At 58.8% G+C, this 17,107-nt stretch carries 13 protein-coding genes; 6 read left to right on the top strand and 7 right to left on the bottom strand.

The window, feature by feature from the left end; translation table 11 throughout:
- Positions 1–43: 43 nt before the first annotated feature.
- Positions 44–550 (bottom strand): carboxymuconolactone decarboxylase family protein, encoded by a 507-nt coding sequence (locus tag AB4Y89_RS17030; RefSeq protein ID WP_442302135.1) that lies wholly within the window; start codon positions 548–550, stop codon positions 44–46.
- A gap of 113 nt (positions 551–663) precedes the next feature.
- Here AB4Y89_RS17030 and AB4Y89_RS17025 point away from each other — a divergent pair, with 113 nt between their 5' ends.
- Positions 664–1,566: a sigma-70 family RNA polymerase sigma factor gene (locus tag AB4Y89_RS17025; protein ID WP_442302134.1), complete on the top strand. Its 903-nt coding sequence runs from the start codon at positions 664–666 to the stop codon at positions 1,564–1,566.
- Positions 1,567–1,906: 340 nt separating this feature from the next.
- Here AB4Y89_RS17025 and AB4Y89_RS17020 read toward each other — a convergent pair whose 3' ends face one another.
- From AB4Y89_RS17020 to AB4Y89_RS17000, 5 genes are all read right to left on the bottom strand, one after another.
- Entirely contained in the window at positions 1,907–3,193 is a 1,287-nt protein-coding gene (locus AB4Y89_RS17020; protein WP_442302133.1) for a GRP family sugar transporter, read from the bottom strand.
- 20 nt (positions 3,194–3,213) lie between these two features.
- Positions 3,214–3,309, bottom strand: coding sequence for a translocated intimin receptor Tir (locus tag AB4Y89_RS17015; RefSeq protein WP_442302132.1), 96 nt, complete (start codon positions 3,307–3,309; stop codon positions 3,214–3,216).
- Between the two features lie 114 nt (positions 3,310–3,423).
- Entirely contained in the window at positions 3,424–4,980 is a 1,557-nt protein-coding gene (locus tag AB4Y89_RS17010) for a hypothetical protein (RefSeq protein ID WP_442302131.1), read from the bottom strand.
- Between the two features lie 80 nt (positions 4,981–5,060).
- Positions 5,061–8,426 carry a carboxypeptidase regulatory-like domain-containing protein gene (locus AB4Y89_RS17005; RefSeq protein WP_442302130.1) on the bottom strand — a complete coding sequence of 1,122 codons (3,366 nt, stop codon included), beginning with the start codon at positions 8,424–8,426 and terminating at the stop codon, positions 5,061–5,063.
- Positions 8,427–8,863: 437 nt separating this feature from the next.
- A complete protein-coding gene (locus tag AB4Y89_RS17000) occupies positions 8,864–10,186 on the bottom strand; it encodes a hypothetical protein (protein WP_442302129.1) in 1,323 nt (440 codons plus the stop codon).
- Between the two features lie 184 nt (positions 10,187–10,370).
- Here AB4Y89_RS17000 and AB4Y89_RS16995 point away from each other — a divergent pair, with 184 nt between their 5' ends.
- The 3 genes from AB4Y89_RS16995 (at position 10,371) to AB4Y89_RS16985 (ending at position 15,086) form a co-directional block, all read left to right on the top strand.
- A complete protein-coding gene (locus AB4Y89_RS16995; RefSeq protein ID WP_442302128.1) occupies positions 10,371–11,546 on the top strand; it encodes an acyltransferase family protein in 1,176 nt (391 codons plus the stop codon).
- A 253-nt stretch (positions 11,547–11,799) separates the two neighbouring features.
- Complete coding sequence (locus AB4Y89_RS16990; protein WP_442302127.1) at positions 11,800–12,507, top strand: TetR/AcrR family transcriptional regulator; 708 nt, start codon at positions 11,800–11,802, stop codon at positions 12,505–12,507.
- Positions 12,504–15,086, top strand: a complete 2,583-nt coding sequence (locus tag AB4Y89_RS16985) for a glycoside hydrolase family 2 TIM barrel-domain containing protein (protein WP_442302126.1) — start codon at positions 12,504–12,506, stop codon at positions 15,084–15,086. Before AB4Y89_RS16990 ends, AB4Y89_RS16985 begins: the two co-directional genes overlap by 4 nt.
- A gap of 144 nt (positions 15,087–15,230) precedes the next feature.
- Here AB4Y89_RS16985 and AB4Y89_RS16980 read toward each other — a convergent pair whose 3' ends face one another.
- Positions 15,231–16,121: an EamA family transporter gene (locus AB4Y89_RS16980; RefSeq protein WP_442302125.1), complete on the bottom strand. Its 891-nt coding sequence runs from the start codon at positions 16,119–16,121 to the stop codon at positions 15,231–15,233.
- Positions 16,122–16,167: 46 nt separating this feature from the next.
- Here AB4Y89_RS16980 and AB4Y89_RS16975 point away from each other — a divergent pair, with 46 nt between their 5' ends.
- Positions 16,168–16,605, top strand: coding sequence for a YraN family protein (locus AB4Y89_RS16975; RefSeq protein WP_442302124.1), 438 nt, complete (start codon positions 16,168–16,170; stop codon positions 16,603–16,605).
- 3 nt (positions 16,606–16,608) lie between these two features.
- A complete protein-coding gene (locus AB4Y89_RS16970; protein ID WP_442302123.1) occupies positions 16,609–17,091 on the top strand; it encodes a DinB family protein in 483 nt (160 codons plus the stop codon).
- Positions 17,092–17,107 lie beyond the last annotated feature (16 nt).

Genomic DNA, 17,107 nt, shown 5'->3' with positions numbered 1-17,107 from the left:
ACAAAGATCCAGCCGCTAGAAGCAGGCGGCTGGATCTTTTGGTCTACGAGGCCTTCTGCACCACTTCCGGCACCCACTTCTTCGCCTCTTCCGACCTCATCCACTCGCCGGCAATCTGTTTGGTGGTGACGTTCACCCGGTTCCACACATTGATCAGAGCGATCTGGAGGACCAGGACCGCCAGTGCCTTCTCGTCATAGTGCTTCGCTGCCTCATTCCAAACATCATCTGGAACCGGATCGGAACGGTCGCTCAGACGAGTCGCCGCTTCCGTCAGCGCCAGTGCCGCGCGCTCGGCGTCGGTAAAGTACGGAGCTTCTCTCCATGCCGCCACGGCGAACATGCGCTCGTCCGTCTCGCCCTCGTGCCTGGCCATGCGGGCATGCATGTCGAGGCAGACGCCGCAGCCGTTAATCTGGCTGGCGCGCAGATGCATCAGGCCCAGCGTCTTCTCCGGGACCGCTCCATTCTTGGTGGCTGCGCCAAGCGCCATCAGCGCCTGCATGGCTTCGGGAACAACCATCGCCGGATTCATCATTCTTGCCTGCATCGTGTTTCTCCTTTTCCTTTCCCGCTGTCTGCGGGTGTGCTGCCCGACGAGTACCCTTGTCACATTGCCTGGGTTTCGCTCGTCACAACCATGACGGAAGCAACAGGAGGAATGTGACAGAGGTGGTGGAAAAAGATTGGCTGGCAAAACAGTTCGAGCAGAACCGCGGGCATCTGCGTGGCGTCGCCTACCGGATGCTGGGCTCACTGAGCGAGGCCGAAGATGCTGTTCAGGAAACGTGGGTGCGTCTCAACCGCTCCGATGCCAACAGCATCGATAATCTTGGCGGCTGGCTCACCACCGTTGTGTCGCGCGTCTGCCTGGATATGCTGCGCTCCCGCAGTTCACGGCGGGAAGACTCCATCGAAGACAATCCCATCGAGATCCCGGCAAAAGACGACACCAGCATTGACCCGGAACAGGAAGCGATTCTGGCGGAGTCTGTCGGCATTGCGCTGATGGTGCTATTGAACCGGCTCAACCCCGCAGAACGCTTTGCCTTTGTGCTGCACGACCTGATGGATCTCCCTTTCGATGAGATCGCGCCGATTCTCGGACGCACCTCCACCGCCACACGGCAGCTTGCAAGCCGTGCCCGTCGCCAGGTCCGTGGCATCAGCCATGAGGCAGGTGCGGAGTTTGCACAACAGCGAGAGATCGTAAGCAGCTTTCTCACTGCCTTACGTGCCGGTGACATCGAAGGTCTGGTTCAGGTGCTCGATCCCGATCTTGTCGTCCACATCGACAAGAGTGCAGCAGCCACCGGAGTTCCGGCCGAGATCCACGGAGCACGCAACTGGGCAGGTAATGCCGTTGCCTTCGCTCGGCACATGCGTTTCTTTCAGCCGGCGCTGGTGGATGGAACAGTCGGCATTCTTCTGGCCCCGCGAGGCCGTCTGACCCGAGTGCTGCGATTTACCTTTACAGACGGCAGAATCACGCACCTCGACGTGATTGCAGATCCGGAACGGCTGCGGCAGCTTGAGATTGGAATGCTGGAGGGGTCTGACGGCTGAATGAAAAGGGGGATCCGCCCCGCGAAGCCATTTCGCACGCAGTGCGAATGTCTTGTTAAGGGGACGGCTTCAGCCGTCCCGTTGCACGCCGCATAGAAAGCGGCTTCAGCCGCTGAGGGCAATGTGTAAGAAGCAGATTTCTTCGCTTTGCTACAAAAAAATTCGGGTGGGATATTGAGATTCGATATGACCTCAGCGGCTAAAGCCGCAAACTATGCGAGCATTACACGGCATGGCTGAAGCCATGCCCTTAAGCAAAACATTCGCACCGTAGGTGCGAACGGAGTCATAGTGGAAGCATTCAGGTCCCCAGCGAACATTCGCCAGGGACCCGAAGGATCTACGTCTTCGACAATCGACGCAGCGCGAACAGCCCCCCCACCGCAGCCGCGATCATCAGACACACCAGCAGCCCAGCCCACTCCAGGTTCATAACAAGCTGCGGCACTCTAGCCTTCCATCCCAGATAGACAAAGACCCCAACGGCAGCGGCGATGATCGCATAATCCCACCAATTCCGCGGGTTTGTACGGTCAATCTCCGGAGTCGCATAGTCGCGCAGCACCTCTGAGATATCGAGATCATATCGATCGCATTCACGCTGCAGCGCATCGTTCATGGAAATATGCTCGCGCTGTGTTGCAACCGCGCTGCTGATAGCAATCGCTCCGCCGATCATGATCAGCGATCCGGTAATAACCATCACGCGCTGGCTGGAGGTGGCATTCGCCAGCTCGCCAAAGACCAACGCACCCCATGCCAGCCCCCACAACTGATTCGTGTTGGAGAGCGGAATGCCGCGGCCGATACCCAGATACTTAGTCGCAAACTGCTGGAAGATATCGCCGATCACCCAGACGAACCCGCCCAGGAAGAGCCAGAAGAGCAGGTGGCTCAGACCTTCCTTGTGGAAGATCGGCGCCTGCGCTCCACCGTCGAAGTACCAAACCAGCGCAAAGACAGTGCCGAGCTCACCGAAGGTAAACGCCGTAACGAACGACAGCGGATTCATACCACTGATGTAAGCCTTACGGTAGGGGATATACATCGTGCCCCACAGCAGGCTGGCGCCGAGCGCTGCCAGAATGCCCTGCACCGCACGAGGACTGTGTCCCCCATCGGCATGCATCGTGCTAAAGCCAAGCAGAGTCGCGGCCGAGACGATAGCGATAGTGCCCACTACCACCTTGAGAATGTTCGACCGGCTGGCGTTATTCAGTTCACCAAAGAGCAGCCGTCCCCATAGAAGACCGATCAGCGAGTTCGTATTCCAGAGAGGAAAGGCGATGGTCAGTCCAACATCGCGGATAGCAAAGACGGTCAGCGTATTGGCAACCGCCCACAGCATGCCGGCAAGCAGTGCCCAAAGGATCAGGTACTTCTTCCGCATCAGGTCTTTGGTGACCTGGGTTGTGCCCTTCAGCAGCGTGGGAACGGTCCACCGCGCAGCAAAGACACCCGAGACCATGCAGAGCGACACCGCAAACGGTGACAGCCCGGCGTTGACAAGTTTCGTAGGAGCCTCAGCCGCGCCCAGCCAGACACCGGCGCTAAGACCGCAGATTACGCCGGCCCAGTGCAGACGGCTGGCTTCTTCCAGAGCATGTGGTTTGTCGTGAGATGCCATCGGCAGAATACTTTTCTCAATTAGTGAATTTGAATCAGCAGAATGATCCCCAGGCAAAGAACAATGAGCGGGATCAGGAAGTGAATATCGGTGACGATGGCTTTCGCGGTTCGCATCAAGGGCATTCGTTTAGGTCCTTCCGACGTTGCATCAAAATCTGTACAGAACCCCTGCACAGTCAACGGCACAGGAAGACCGGCGACGATGCCGGTACGGGCTCTGTTTCGGCATCATTCCGCTGGCTTGATATCGAGTCGCATGTGACTCAAACCGGAATAGACCAGATCCACCGAATCTGCTCCGTCGTCGATACTAAACCCGGAAGCATCCGTCGTGATACCTACTTGTAATCCCGGCAGCCGCCAGGCCGCTGCCTTAATCTGCTCTTTGATCTGCTCCTTCTTCAAACCGGCGGCATGAACCCGCAAGCGGATGGCGCCTTTCGTGTCGATATCCAGTCCATTTTGATCGGCACTGGCATCGACCAGAGGACACGCCACCAGTTGCACCCATCCGATCTCGCCCGAAGGTGTGCGCCAGTGAACGGTCGCCGGATGAAACTGCGAACTCGGTCCACCGGCGTCTTTAGTCTTCGTGGTCAGCTCTCCGCCGAGGAGCACGTGGTCGCCGATCCACGCCGTTGCGGTCCGTTCCGCGCTGATGTTCTGGCGGATGGCATGGGCTCCGGCGAAGTGCTGCATCTTCGCAAGCGCATCCGGCGGGATCGCAGTCCCCAGGACGGCGATATGCGAGGCAAACCAAATATCCGCCAGATGATCGGTCGTCGCGGAGATCGGCGGCAACGGAGCAGACGATGCATCCAGCACAGTCCTCATCCACACACCCACCACGCTGACGTAGTGCGTCATATCCATGCCGTAGGCACGGTCAAAGGGACCGCTGAGGTTTCTCAGGTCAGGCTGGTAGTAGTTGGCAAGCTCGCGCCACAGGCTGGTTTCCATCACCGCACCCAACTCACGCATATGCGCCGAGGAACCATAATCGCGCCACAGCGCCAGGCCGTAGATATCGACACCGCTATAGGTGGGTGAGTTGTACTCCGGGAAGGTGCCGTATTTCTCAAACAGCCGATAGACCTCCTCATTCCACACCACCGACTTTTTCTTCCAAGCCGCATTGTGATCGTGAATGGCGGCGAAGTCCCACAGGAAGCCGTACATCAGGGCAATGTTGGTATACGCCGGAGCCAGGCGGCCCTCACGCATCTCTCCAAGAATGCCCAGGTCGATCGCCTTGTACATCCGTTGCCGCAACTCGGCCGGAATACGATCAGGATACTCAATCAGGATCATCGCAAAGGTCGTCCCGATAAAGACGCGCCAGTTCGGGTCATAGTCACGCCACAGCTCACTCTTGCTGGGCGGCGTCGGCTCAGCGGGGGTGCGTTTGTAGGTTCCGTACCAGCGAACACTGGGATCGGTGTACTGCTGCTTCAGCACGGCATTCAGAATTTTGGCGGCGCGTTCGCGATCGCCGGACTGATCGCGAAAGAGCAGACCCAGCGCATACCAGCTTGATTCACGAACCATGTACCGTCCACCCTCACCCTGGGTTCCGTGCGCAGAGCCGCCCGACGGGCTTTTCACCAGGGAAACCGCATCGTCATAGAAGTACTCATTCCAGTGCATGGACTCCTGGAAGAGCTCACCTGTATTTCGATTGAGAGAAGCGGGAGAGACATGCCGGGCATGTTGTGGCAGGCTCTGGCCATAGAGAAACGACATTGCTCCACAAAGCGCCATCACTGCGACAAGCTTGCGTACCACAAACACCTCCATGCATCCGTACGGGCGGTGTCCTCATAAGAGAACACCGCCCGGTAAGAACTCAACCTCTAACTTGTTTTTTAGAAGTTGAACTTAGCCGCGAACTCCACCGTACGCTGTTGGTACGTGGGCGTGCTGCTCGTGGATGTAATGGTCCCAATCGTAGACGTGTTGCTGATGTTCGCGTTGGGAGTTCCAAAGTTGGGATGGTTGAAGACGTTGAAGGAATCGGCACGCAACTGCACGCGATACCGTTCCTTGAAGACGATGTTCTTCTGCAGATTGATATCCCAGTTCTGATACCGGGGTCCCCGCAGCATGTTGTAGCCGGAGTTGCCGTAAGCTCCACCGGGGATGCCGTTTGCATCCGTCGGTGCAGTAAAGGCCGCTGGATTGAACCACTGTGTTTTGTTTTTCGTTGTGGGATACAGAGAAGCGCCTGCAACCCGGCTGGCACGTCCGCTGACAAGATTCGTCCACTTGGTGCCGCTGCCATCGGTGTAGGTGCCCGGCGCCGTATACGTGACCGAGAAGGGCTGTCCCGTCTGGAAGACCGAGATACCGGAGACCTGCCATCCGCTCACGATCTTATCCATGACATTACCGGCTGTTCCCAGGAACGCCTTTCCTTTGCCGAAGGGCAGCAGGTAAGAGTAGTTGACCGTCAGCGCCTGCGGCGTAATGCCGCCGACGTTGCCGTAGGAGTCGTTCGGTGTCGCTCCTGATGGGTTCTCGAGGTTCTCCGTACCGATCACGCGAGTCCACTGATACTCAGCACCGAAGGAGACGCCATTGTGATACTGACGATGAGCACCAACCTGCAACGCATTCATCGTGCTGTGGAAGATGGGGGCCATGTTCAGACTGATGGTCGAGAACGGCTGCACCAGGTTCAGGCTCTGCGCCGTCACCGAACCGTTCTTGATCAGCACCGGGTTAGACGGCAGGTTGATATTCGGAGCGTAGTTACCCGATCCGCCATAGTTGTTCTGCTTGAGATTGTGCTGTCCGGCATAACCGACGCGGACCGTCCAGTTACCGGCGAACTGATGTTCCAGGGCGAGGTTGTACTGTTCGGTGTAGGGTGTCGTCGTCGAAGCCTGCGCCAGCACAGACGGATTCGCCGCGAAGCTTCCGGTTCCCGAGAACGCATTCGACATCGAGAACGACGGTGTGGAACCCGAAGAGTTGTTGAAGGTCTGCGAGCCCGAGAACGGCAGATTGGCAAACGGCGCCGTGGTGATATACGAGGCCGGCAGCAGGTTGTAGTAGATACCGAAGGCGCCGCGCAGCACTGTATTCGGCTTTACCTCATACGCAAAGCCGAGACGTGGAGCGAAGTTCTTCTTGTTCTGGCCCAGATAGCTGAAGACGTTGTTCGGCAGATTGGCCGTGCTCGACAGCGTGATCGGAATAGAGCTCAGGAAGCTGGGGATAGCCGCCGACGGATACGAATTGCCGAAGACTACGACCTGCTTCAGGTTGGGAATATAGAGAGCGGTATTGCGATAGAGGTTGTCGCTGAACAACTGCAGGTCATAGCGCAGACCGGCGTTGATGGTGAGGTTCCGCAGGATCTTCCAGTCGTCCTGGATATAAGCCGCGTACTGGGCGGAGATATCGCGCTTCACATAGTCGTTCGGCACCGGCTTGACTGCCGTAACCGGATAGCCGAGCAGGAAGTCTGCAAAGGCATTGCCGGAGTACTGGCCAGTGAACCGGAAGGAACCGCGCTGCGGGCTCGTCGCCGAGATGTTCCAGTGGTTGTCATATAGATACGAGAAACCGCCCTTGATGGTGTGGCTCCCCGCGATCTTGGTCAGCGATGTACCGATCTGGCCGACCTGCTCCAGATCCTTCGATCCGGACTCCGCGACATTCGCGATGTTCGTGATCGTGATCTGCGGCGCACCCTGAATCAAACCCGTTCCCAGGCCAGGAATGATGCTGGAGAAATCAGTCTTGTAGTTCTGCGGTGTGCGATAGATCGGAAGGTGGAAGAACGAACCGTAGGTGTCGAGCAGCAGGTTGGGAGAGAACACGTGCGTCCATCCCAGGATGATGTTCATGTTGTGCTCGCCATCCTGTGCATTACCACCCTGCAGGCTGGTAGTGCCATTCGTCGGGCTGGGGCCGTAGAACGCACGCAGGAAAGTAAAGCGCAGCTGGTCGTTCGCGGTGAGCTGGTGATCCAGACGTACCGAGACACGGCTCGCGGTGGAGGTTGTCTGCACCTGCTCGTAGGTGTTGACACCCGTACCCGAGGTCGTCGGATTGGGATAGAGAAGGCTCAGCAGCTTCAGCGAGACAGCATTCTGATTCGCCGTAGGAATGGTCTTATTCGCAAAGGCCGTTCCGGTCGACGGATTGGTGATGTTGCCAGAGAACTCCGTAAAGACACCCTGCCGCATCAGCGCTGTGGGCTGTTGTGTATTGTCAGCGTACGACTGCGTCAGGCGGAAGCCCTCATATGCCACAAAGAAGAAACTCTTGTTGCGGCCGTTATAGACATGAGGAATCAGGATCGGACCCGAAAGGTTTGCACCGAACTCGTTGCGCTGATACGGCGGCCGCGGATTCGCCCCGCTGAAGTACGCCTTGGCGCCCATACCTTTGGAGCGGTTGTACTCGAGCGCACCGCCATGGAACTGGTTGGTGCCGCTGGCGGAAACCACGATCAGAGCAGCGGGCTGGCCGAACTCAGCCGGCGCGCCGTTCGAGAGCACCTTGAACTGCGAGATTGCGTCGAGCGACGGTACCTCAGGTTCGGCGCGCTGCAGCGTCACCTCCTGATTGGTAACGCCGTCCAGAGTGGACGTGAGTCCACCGTAGGAGCTACGAGAGCCGGTACCGGCTGCAAATGTAATGCCGCGGGTCGCAAGCTGATCCTGCGCTCCCACGCCCTGAATACCAGGCGCAAGCGAGATCAGTCCCATCAGGCCAAGGCGGCCGTTGAGTGGCGTGTTCTGGATTGCCTGGCTCTCCACCACAGTTCCGATCGACGAGTCCTGTGTCTGGATAGTGTTGCCCGCGCCGGTCACCTCGACCGTCTGCGTGACCTCTCCATTGGGGAGAACGGGATTCAGCTGAATCGTCTGGTCGATCACCAGCGTAATTCCGACCTGGCGGAAGGTCTGGAATCCGGCGTGGTCAACCTGGACGGTGTAGTGCCCGGGAGCGAGCTGGGTGACGGTGAAGCTTCCGGTATCGGAAGTGGTGACTTTGCGGATCGTGTTGGTCTCGGTCTGTGTGACGGTTACAGTCGCGTCTGCAATGGTTGCCCCACTGGCGTCCGTCACATTTCCGGCGATCGTGCCGGTAATACCTTGCGCAAGCAAACGCTCTCCGCTCAAAAATGCCAGACTCAGCACAAAACACAGACTCAACGAGGCATGTGTCATGCGCCCGAAGATCTGCTTCATCAGATTTATCTTTTTTTCGTTCATTGATTACGGCCTCCATGTCTGCCGCAAACTACAGCAGACGAGTGTCGGGAGTATCGAAGGCGCGAAAAATGATTGGCAAAGTATTTCACTGTGATAGCCCTGTTTCACCGTGAATAAGCCACAAGTCATTCAAATAAAACCACTTAGGTTTCACGTGAAGTCCGCGAAACATGGCGTGCGTGAAAGGCTCAAAAGGCAGGCAGAAATTCGAGATAACCATGAACTGGGTGCCCCATCCATCGCAAAGCGATGGGTGGGATGTCCGAGCCAAGCTCCAATGGGGTGGGTGCAGCAGGGTCCCGGCCACCTTTGCTGGCTGGGTGTTCAGCGGTCTTTCGGGCAGGCACGATAAGCGCTGAAGGCGCGCTTTTATCAGCGGCTTAAAGCCCATTTACTTTTACGCTCTATTCAGCGGGCTGAAGCCCGCTGCTCCCACCCTACAAAACGTGGTAGCAGACGACACTACGCTGATAGGAATTACCGTTCAGGTTCTGCGCCGAGAGCAGGATCTCGAAGTGAGGCAACGCTCCACCCTTAGTATCCAGAGTGCGAAGGAAGGCAATAAACCGCGGGCTCAGCAGAAACTCCGAGGCTGTTTCCGTCCCCGCCTTGCTGGTTCCGCCAATCAGAAGCGAAGAACTCTCTCCATCCAGGCTCGGAAGATAGGAGATCACGCCATAGGCCAGGTGGTCAGCGCTGTTGGCAGCCTCGTCGTAACGCGCTTGCTCACCCTTTCCAGGATTGCGGTTCTCCACCAGGTTGGTGTGGGTCTTCGAATCGTAGCCCACGCGGAAGCGCCCTGCGGAAGAGAAGAGGTCGACCCATGGGTTGGCGCGTGTGCTGCCAATCAGGATGACGTTATTCTGCTTCAGCTCGCTTAGGCTGACGTCCCGCGCAAAACGGACCTGCGTTTTGCTGTGGTCAACCTGAGGCAGACGCTCCAGTGCCGAGACCAATCTCAGGTCCACCACGTTCGTATATTGACTCGTCAGCAGTTGGTTCCAGATCCGGCTCGTTTCCGGCGGGGGAATGGTGTTGCGGTACTTCCGGTTCATGTAGTCCGACAACGTAATCTCGTTGCCGATCAACTCATCCATCAGCACCAGGCTGCTATCGGCAGGAACAAGGATGGTCGTCCGCTGCGAATCGAAGATGCTGGCCCAGAAACGCACCTCCACTGGAACCCCGGCGTGCCGGTGCTCCTCTCCCCGAAGCCACCAGCCGATGCCCAGAGCCAGGCATACGACGACGCCGATACCCACCGCAACATAGATCCAGAAGAAGGACATCTTCGGGGGAGCATCCGCCGCATCTCCGTCGCCAACGGCTGACGGCGGATAGCCGGCCGAAGAAGGAGCCGGGGGAACCGAGTTAACCGTCTCCTGTACCGTTCCCATGGGAAGCTCCCGATGGTGAAACTCGGGCACATAGCTCCCTTTGGGAATCGTCAGGACGATCGGCTCATCCTTGCCCTCGGTCGCAAAGTACTCCTGCAGGCGAAGCCGCAGGAAGCGCGCCTGGGAGCGGACGATCGAGTCCTCTCCCATGTGGTATCCCTCGTTCCGGCCGAAGACCTCCGTGCCGATACGCTGCTCATTAATCGAATCAGCCTTCCCCATCTGCTGCTGCTCGCAGATGAACTGGAGGAAGGTCGCGAGCTTGCGCGACTTGCGAAAGAGGGCGGAAGAGAGGATACGGGAGACAAGAAGCCGCTGCTGTTCTATCGATGGAGGGTCGGTAACAGGCTTCGCGGTAGACATACCTACTCCCCTCAATGCCTTATTCACCTGCAATTCACCGTGAAATTAACGGACATCCGTGAACGCGTTTGGCCAAAGGCAAGAGGCGACAGATACATTGTAACGAGATTGACGGGTGCTGGCGACGCTTGTGTACACGGCACGGTACGGTCCGTTACAGAAAATCCCGTCGGAAGAGTTACGGATGACGCTTTCCTCCTCGATACCCCGTCCCGAAGTCAGCGGTGAGAGCCAGGCGCCCTCTTCCTCTCCCCGGCTCGCCTCCCTTGATGTACTGCGCGGACTCACCATCGCCCTGATGATCATGGTGAACACCAGCGGCGACGGAGCTCACACCTTCCCCTTCCTCTCCCATGCCCCCTGGAACGGTTGCACCCTGGCAGACGTCGTCTTCCCCTGCTTTCTGTTCATGGTGGGCATCTCCATCGTCTTTTCCCTTCGCGGCAAGCTGCGGAAGGGCGTCCCCTCCTCGACGATCCTCCTGCAGGCCGCGAAGCGAACGCTGGTTCTGTTTGCCATCGGGTTGGCGGTGAGCTCGTTCCCGCACTACACCTTGCATACCTTCCGGGTCTTCGGTGTGCTGCAGCGAATCGCCATCTGCTTCTTCGTCGCCACGCTTCTCTATCTCAAGGCGAAGCCAAAGACATTGATCGTCGTAACGGTCTCGATCCTGCTTGGCTACTGGATCCTGCTGCGCTGGGTTCCCGTTCCCGGCTTCGGCATGCCGGGCGTCGATGTGCCCTTCCTCGACCCGGTCGGCAACTTCCCGGCATGGCTGGACCGCCACCTGTTGCCCGCCAGCCACCTTTACCGCGCAGGCTTCTACGACCCAGAAGGACTGCTCAGCTCGGTTCCCTCGCTCGCTACCGCCCTGCTCGGCGTACTGACCGGCATCTGGATCACCCGTCACGGAGTGACCTCCGCCACCGCCCGCGGCCTGCTGACCGCCGCAGTTTCGTTTCTGGCGCTGAGCGGCTTGTGGAGCATCTGGTTCCCGCTGAACAAACGGCTCTGGACCAGCTCCTTCGTGCTCTTCAACGCCGGTCTCGGCTTGCTGGCGTTGTGGTTCTTCTTCTGGCTGATCGATCTCCGGCCCGGAAAGAAACGCTTCCTCGAACCGGCGCTGGTCTTCGGCACCAACTCTTTGGCGGTGTACGCCTTCTCAGAGTTCTTCGCCGGAACCCTGGATTCCATCCGCCTGCCCAGCCATCGGACCGTGCAACAGTGGCTCTTCCACCCGCTCACTCTGGTCTTCCCGAACCTCTATGTCGCGGCGCTGGCGTACGCTCTTCTGTTCGTCGGCGTCTGCTACCTGCCCATGCTGCTGCTCTATCGGAAACGGATCTTTATCAAGATCTGAGGAACCTCACGAAACTGGGTGCCCCATCTATCGCGAAGCGATGGGTGGGAAATTCGAGCAAAGCTCGAACCGTTTTTCGTTTGTCATTTCACAGCGAACATTGTCCCGTATGAACATTCCCATGGTATGGGCTCTCGGATCGGTCGATCCGCCCCTTAAATCCGATCTTGCCTCCAGACCTTCCTCTCCTATAAATTCGTAGCCCTACTTGAAATTCGAAATATATGTTCGAATTTAAAACCTCAGGGAGACGATGCAAAAGAAGGCAAAACCCCGCACCTACCACGCTCATCGTGAGCGTCAGCGCCGCCGGATTCTGGATGCGGCCCAGTCCCTGTTTATTGAACAGGGCATCGAGCGGGTCACCATGGCCGAGATCACGTTGGCCAGCGGTCTGCAGCCTTCAACCATGTATCAGTACTTCTCCAGCAAGGACGACATCGCCTGGGAGCTCGTCAGCGAATTGCTGGCAGGAGCGGCCATCCAGGTGAAGCAGCGCATCGAAGGCGCTCCGAATGCACTTGCCGTGATCACCGCGTTTCTGGAGTTCATGGCCGATGAGCTCTCCGGCAACCAGGCGGCGGTTCGCTTTCTGGCGGAGTTCGATGCCCGGTATGCGCATGACTGGCCGGTGGACCGGCTGCTTACGCTTGAGTCGCAGATCGCTCCCCAGCCATTCCGGTTCTTCACGGACCTCATTCGTAGCGGGATCGCCGACGGCTCACTGCGCGCCGATCTCGATCCGGAGCTGACCATGCACGCCGTGATGAACGCGGTCATCGGAGCGCAGCGCAGGCTGGCTTCGCTCGGCAGAAAGGTCGAGATCGAGTACGGCCAGCCGATCGATCGTCTCTTCCGGGAGACGCTCCGCATTCTCCTGCTCGGTTTGCGCGCCCCGGAAGCTCCAGTCACAAGTTCCTCGAATACACGGAAACGCACCGCCAGAAAGAGGTCGTCATGAATCACCTGTCACGCTGTCAGATCGGTCTCGCGGCTATCCTTGCTGTCCTCGTTCCTGCGGCAGCCGCCGCCGCAACTCCAAAGACGCCGCGTCAGGATCTCGCTGCCGACGCGGGGTGGAAGTTCCAGCTTGGCGACGCCGCCGGCGCGGAGAATCCATCCTTTGCCGACTCATCTTGGCGCACCGTCGATCTACCCCATGACTGGAGCATCGAGAGCAAGCCGGACAAGGACAACCTCAGCGGTACAGGCGGCGGCTTTTTCCCCAACGGAATCGGCTGGTATCGCAAGACCTTCACCGCACCTCGCGAGTGGAATGGCAAACGGGTAACGGTTCAGTTCGACGGCGTCTACCGCGACGCCACGGTCTATCTGAACGGCCACAAGCTGGGGATACATCCCTACGGCTACACCTCCTTCACCTTCGACCTCACCCCCGACCTGAAGCTCTCCGGGACGAACGTACTGGCCGTGCGCGTCGACAACTCAGCGCAGCCAAACAGCCGGTGGTACAGCGGATCGGGAATCTACCGGCATGTTCATGTCATCGCGACCGAACCGACGCATGTGGCGCACTGGGGTGTCTTCGTGACGACGCCAGAGGTATCGACCACCTCTGCCAAGGTCTCCATCAGGACGCGCGTCACGAATGAATCCGCACAGACAGCCGGAGCCACCGTCGAGACCACGCTGCTCGACAAGACCGGCAAAACCATTGGCACGGCGCACTCCAATCTGAACCTTGCCTCCGGCAAAGAGGACGAGACAGCGCAGGAGGTTGCCGTAGCCAATCCTGCGTTATGGACACCCGAGACACCGACGCTGTACCGGGCCGTTTCCACAATTCGCAAAGATGGCAAGGTCGTCGATCAGGTCACGACCTCCTTCGGCATCCGCTCCCTCACGTGGTCAGCAGAGAAGGGCCTGCTGCTCAACGGCAGATCCATCAAACTTACCGGCGGCAGTGTGCATCATGACAACGGTCCGCTAGGCGCGGCTGCCTTCGATCGTGCGGAGGAGCGCAGGGTTCAACTCATGAAGGCCGCAGGGATGAATGCGGTGCGCACCGCCCATAACCCTCCGTCGCCTGCGTTTCTCGATGCGTGCGACCGCCTCGGCCTCCTGGTGCTGGATGAGCCCTTCGATGTGTGGCAGGCGCATAAGGTGAAGTTCGACTACGGCAGCAACTTCGATGAGTGGTGGAAGCAGGACATCTCGTCCATGGTGCTTCGCGACCGCAATCATCCCTCGATCGTGATCTGGGGCATCGGCAATGAGATTCCCGAGCTCGAAGTCGATCGAGGCGCTCCGCTCGCTAAACAGCTTGCGGACCAGGTCCGTGCGCTCGATAACACCCGCCCGCTCACACTCGCATTTCCTGGAACAACCACCATGCCCACCGCCCAGGCGGTCTTCTCGCAGCTCGACATCACCGGCTACAACTACAACCTGATCCCTACCTACGCCAAAGACCACGAACAGTTGCCCTCGCGTCTCATGCTGACCACCGAATCGTGGCCGGCGAAGGCCTTTCCGCTATGGGCAATCACACACGACAATCCCTACGTTCTCGGCGACCTCACCTGGACCGCCATGGACTACCTTGGCGAGTCGGGCATCGGTGCGTGGCAGTATGGCACTCCCGAACAGGCCAAGATGGCCGAGCAGGCGGGCGGCATGATGGCGAACACCAGCATGGTCGACCAACTCTTCGCAGGGATGGCGAAGGGTGTCGACGTTATGGCTGAGATGGCTAAAGGTTCGTCCGACCCAATGGCAAAAGCAGCCATGCAGTTCTTCTTCCACCCGTACCCATGGCACGCCGCAGTCTGCGGCGATCTCGACATGACCGGCTTCCGTAAGCCGCAGTCCTACTATCGCGACATTCTTTGGAACGGCGGCGATCGTGTCTACGCGACCGTCCGCCTGCCTGAGCCGGAAGGCAAAAAGATCATCGCCATCATGTGGGCGACCTATCCTACACTTCCCACCTGGAGCTGGCCGGGCCAGGAAGGCAAAGAGATGCAGGTTGAGGTCTACTCCGGCGCAGAGAAGGTGCGGCTGTTCCTGAACGACAAGCTGATCGGAGAAAAACCGACGGGGCGCGAACAGGAGTTCAAAGCTGTCTTCTCCGTACCCTATGCCCCGGGAACGCTGAAGGCCGTGGGTGTGCGGGGTGACCGCGAAGTCGCCCAAAGCATCCTCACCACCGCAGGCAATGCAACCAAACTACGGCTCACAGCAGACCGGGCGATACTACAGGCCGATGGAGAAGACCTTTCGTTTGTGACAGTAGAAGCGGTTGACGATCAAGGACGTTTTCAGCCCCATGCCGAACAGGAAGTCCAGTTCTCTATCAGCGGCCCAGGCGCCATTGCCGCCGTTGGAAACGGAGACGGACAGGATGCGGACTCATATCACGCTGAGCGGAGAAAGCTGTACCAGGGCCGGGCTCTGGTAGTGATTCGCACCTCCAGGAAAGCAGGAGCCATCAAGCTGACCGCTGCGAGCGCTGGACTGACTGATAGCACTGCAATGATTGACGCAAAGGCAGCTCCGTCGCAGGCGGAGCTCCAATAGAGCATTTTCCCTGCAGGTGGAGTGTAGGGCTTCCGTATCTATGGGCGTTTTCCGCAATGAAAACGCCGCTGCACGCCTCTCCCCGGGATACCCAGCAACGGGGAAAATGCTCTACGCGCAACAGAACCTATCATCCACAGCCGCCTATCCCGCCTGCTTCACCTTCGACAGATTCACCAGCGACACCGCAGCCAGAATCACAAACATGCCCGTCCACTCATACACGCCCATCCCCTCATGCAGCAGCCAGATCCCAAGGATCGACGCCACAATCGGATTCACATACGCATACGTCGCCACCTTCGTCACCGAGACGTGATGCAGCAACCACACATACGCCGTAAACCCGATCAACGCACCGAAGACCGTCAGATACGCCAGCCCCAATACTGCGGGCCGCGTCCACCGAGCCTCTGCCCATGAGCCCATCGCCGTAGCGATCAGCAGGTTCAATCCGCCGCCAAGCAACAACTGCCAGCCGGCCAGCACCATAGGATCGCGCTGCATCTTGAACCGCTTCGACATCACCGAGCCAATCGCCCAGCTCAACGCCGCACCCAGCAGCAGGACACTGCCGAAGACCTTACCCGTACCGCTGAACGAGATGTGACGGACCGTCGGCCACAGCAGCGTCATCAAACCGCCGAATCCAAGCAAGAGCCCCGCCCAGCCACGCCTGGTAAGTCCGTCACCGCCGGGGACCAGAGAATCCAGCAATGCGATAAAGATCGGAATCGCAGCCAGCACCATAGCCGCAAAGCCGGAGTCCACCGTCTTCTCTGCCCACACCAGCAGACAGTTATTGCCCACCAGCATGAACGCGCCCAGAATCGCGCAGCGCCAGATCTCGCCCGAGGTGATCCGGATCGATTGCCGGTTGAAGAAGCACAGCAGAAAGATGAACGGAGCCGACAGGAAGTACCGCAGGCCGCTGATGATCGGCGGAGCCAGATCGATCACCGCGTAGTGAATGGCCAGAAACGTCGATCCCCAGATCAGATAAATGCACGCAAAACACAGGATGATCTGTGCCATGAATTTCCGGGAGGTATGCATCGGCGATCCCTTATGATTTCACACGATGCCCGGACTTCAGGAACATACGTTGCTCTGGCTGGAACAGCTTGCCTCGATGCTGGGACGGCGGCCCTCCCAGCCGAAGCATCTGCGTGTTGGTGAGCGCGGCGAAGACGCTGCCTTCTGGCATCTGCGGCGGCATGGCTACACGGTCGTCGCCCGGCGATGGCGCTGGGCCGGTGTTCCCGGCGGCGACGTCGACCTCATCGCCTGGCATGGTCCAACACTCTGCTTCATCGAGGTGAAGACACGCAGCAAGCGCGACCTGGTACCTGCGGAGTTCGCAGTCGATGACACCAAGCAACGAATGCTGCGCCGCCTGGCATCGGCCTACGTACGGCATTTCCCGGACAAAGTACGCGACAGCATCGTCATCCGCTTCGACGTCGTCTCGGTGTACCTTAACGAAACCGCCTGCGAGCTGATGGAAGGAGCCTTCTGACCCATGTCCACCTACACGCAACCCACCGACGTCATGCTGCTGCAGCCCGAAAGGCTGGCCGACGATCTTGCCCAGGTTCTCGACAGCGCCCTGCCGCGTCTGCGCCAGATAACTGACCTGGAGTCGCAGCGTCCGCGTGAGTCAGGTAAATGGTCGCCGCGCCAGATCATCGGACACCTGATCGACTCCGCCTGCAACAACCACCAGCGCTTCGTCCGCCTGCAGATCGAGCGCGAGATCCATCTGCCCGGCTACAAGCAGGTGGAATGGGTCGCCGTGCAGCACTATGCGGACCGCCCGTGGAAGGATCTTCTGAACCTCTGGGAGGGACTCAACCGGCATCTCGTGCACGTTATCGCGCATACCCAGAAGCCTCACCTCGCCCATGAGTGGATCACGCCGGACCGGGCCTGGACCCTCGGCTTCCTGATCGAGGACTACATCGCTCACATGGGCCACCATCTCCTGCAGATTCTTCCAGAGTGAACAAATTTACCGCTGC

The sequence above is a fragment of the Terriglobus sp. 2YAB30_2 genome (assembly GCF_052114765.1).
Taxonomy (GTDB): domain Bacteria; phylum Acidobacteriota; class Terriglobia; order Terriglobales; family Acidobacteriaceae; genus Terriglobus.
Note: the sequence above shows the minus strand (reverse complement) of the source record. Positions and strands in the feature narration are given on the sequence as shown.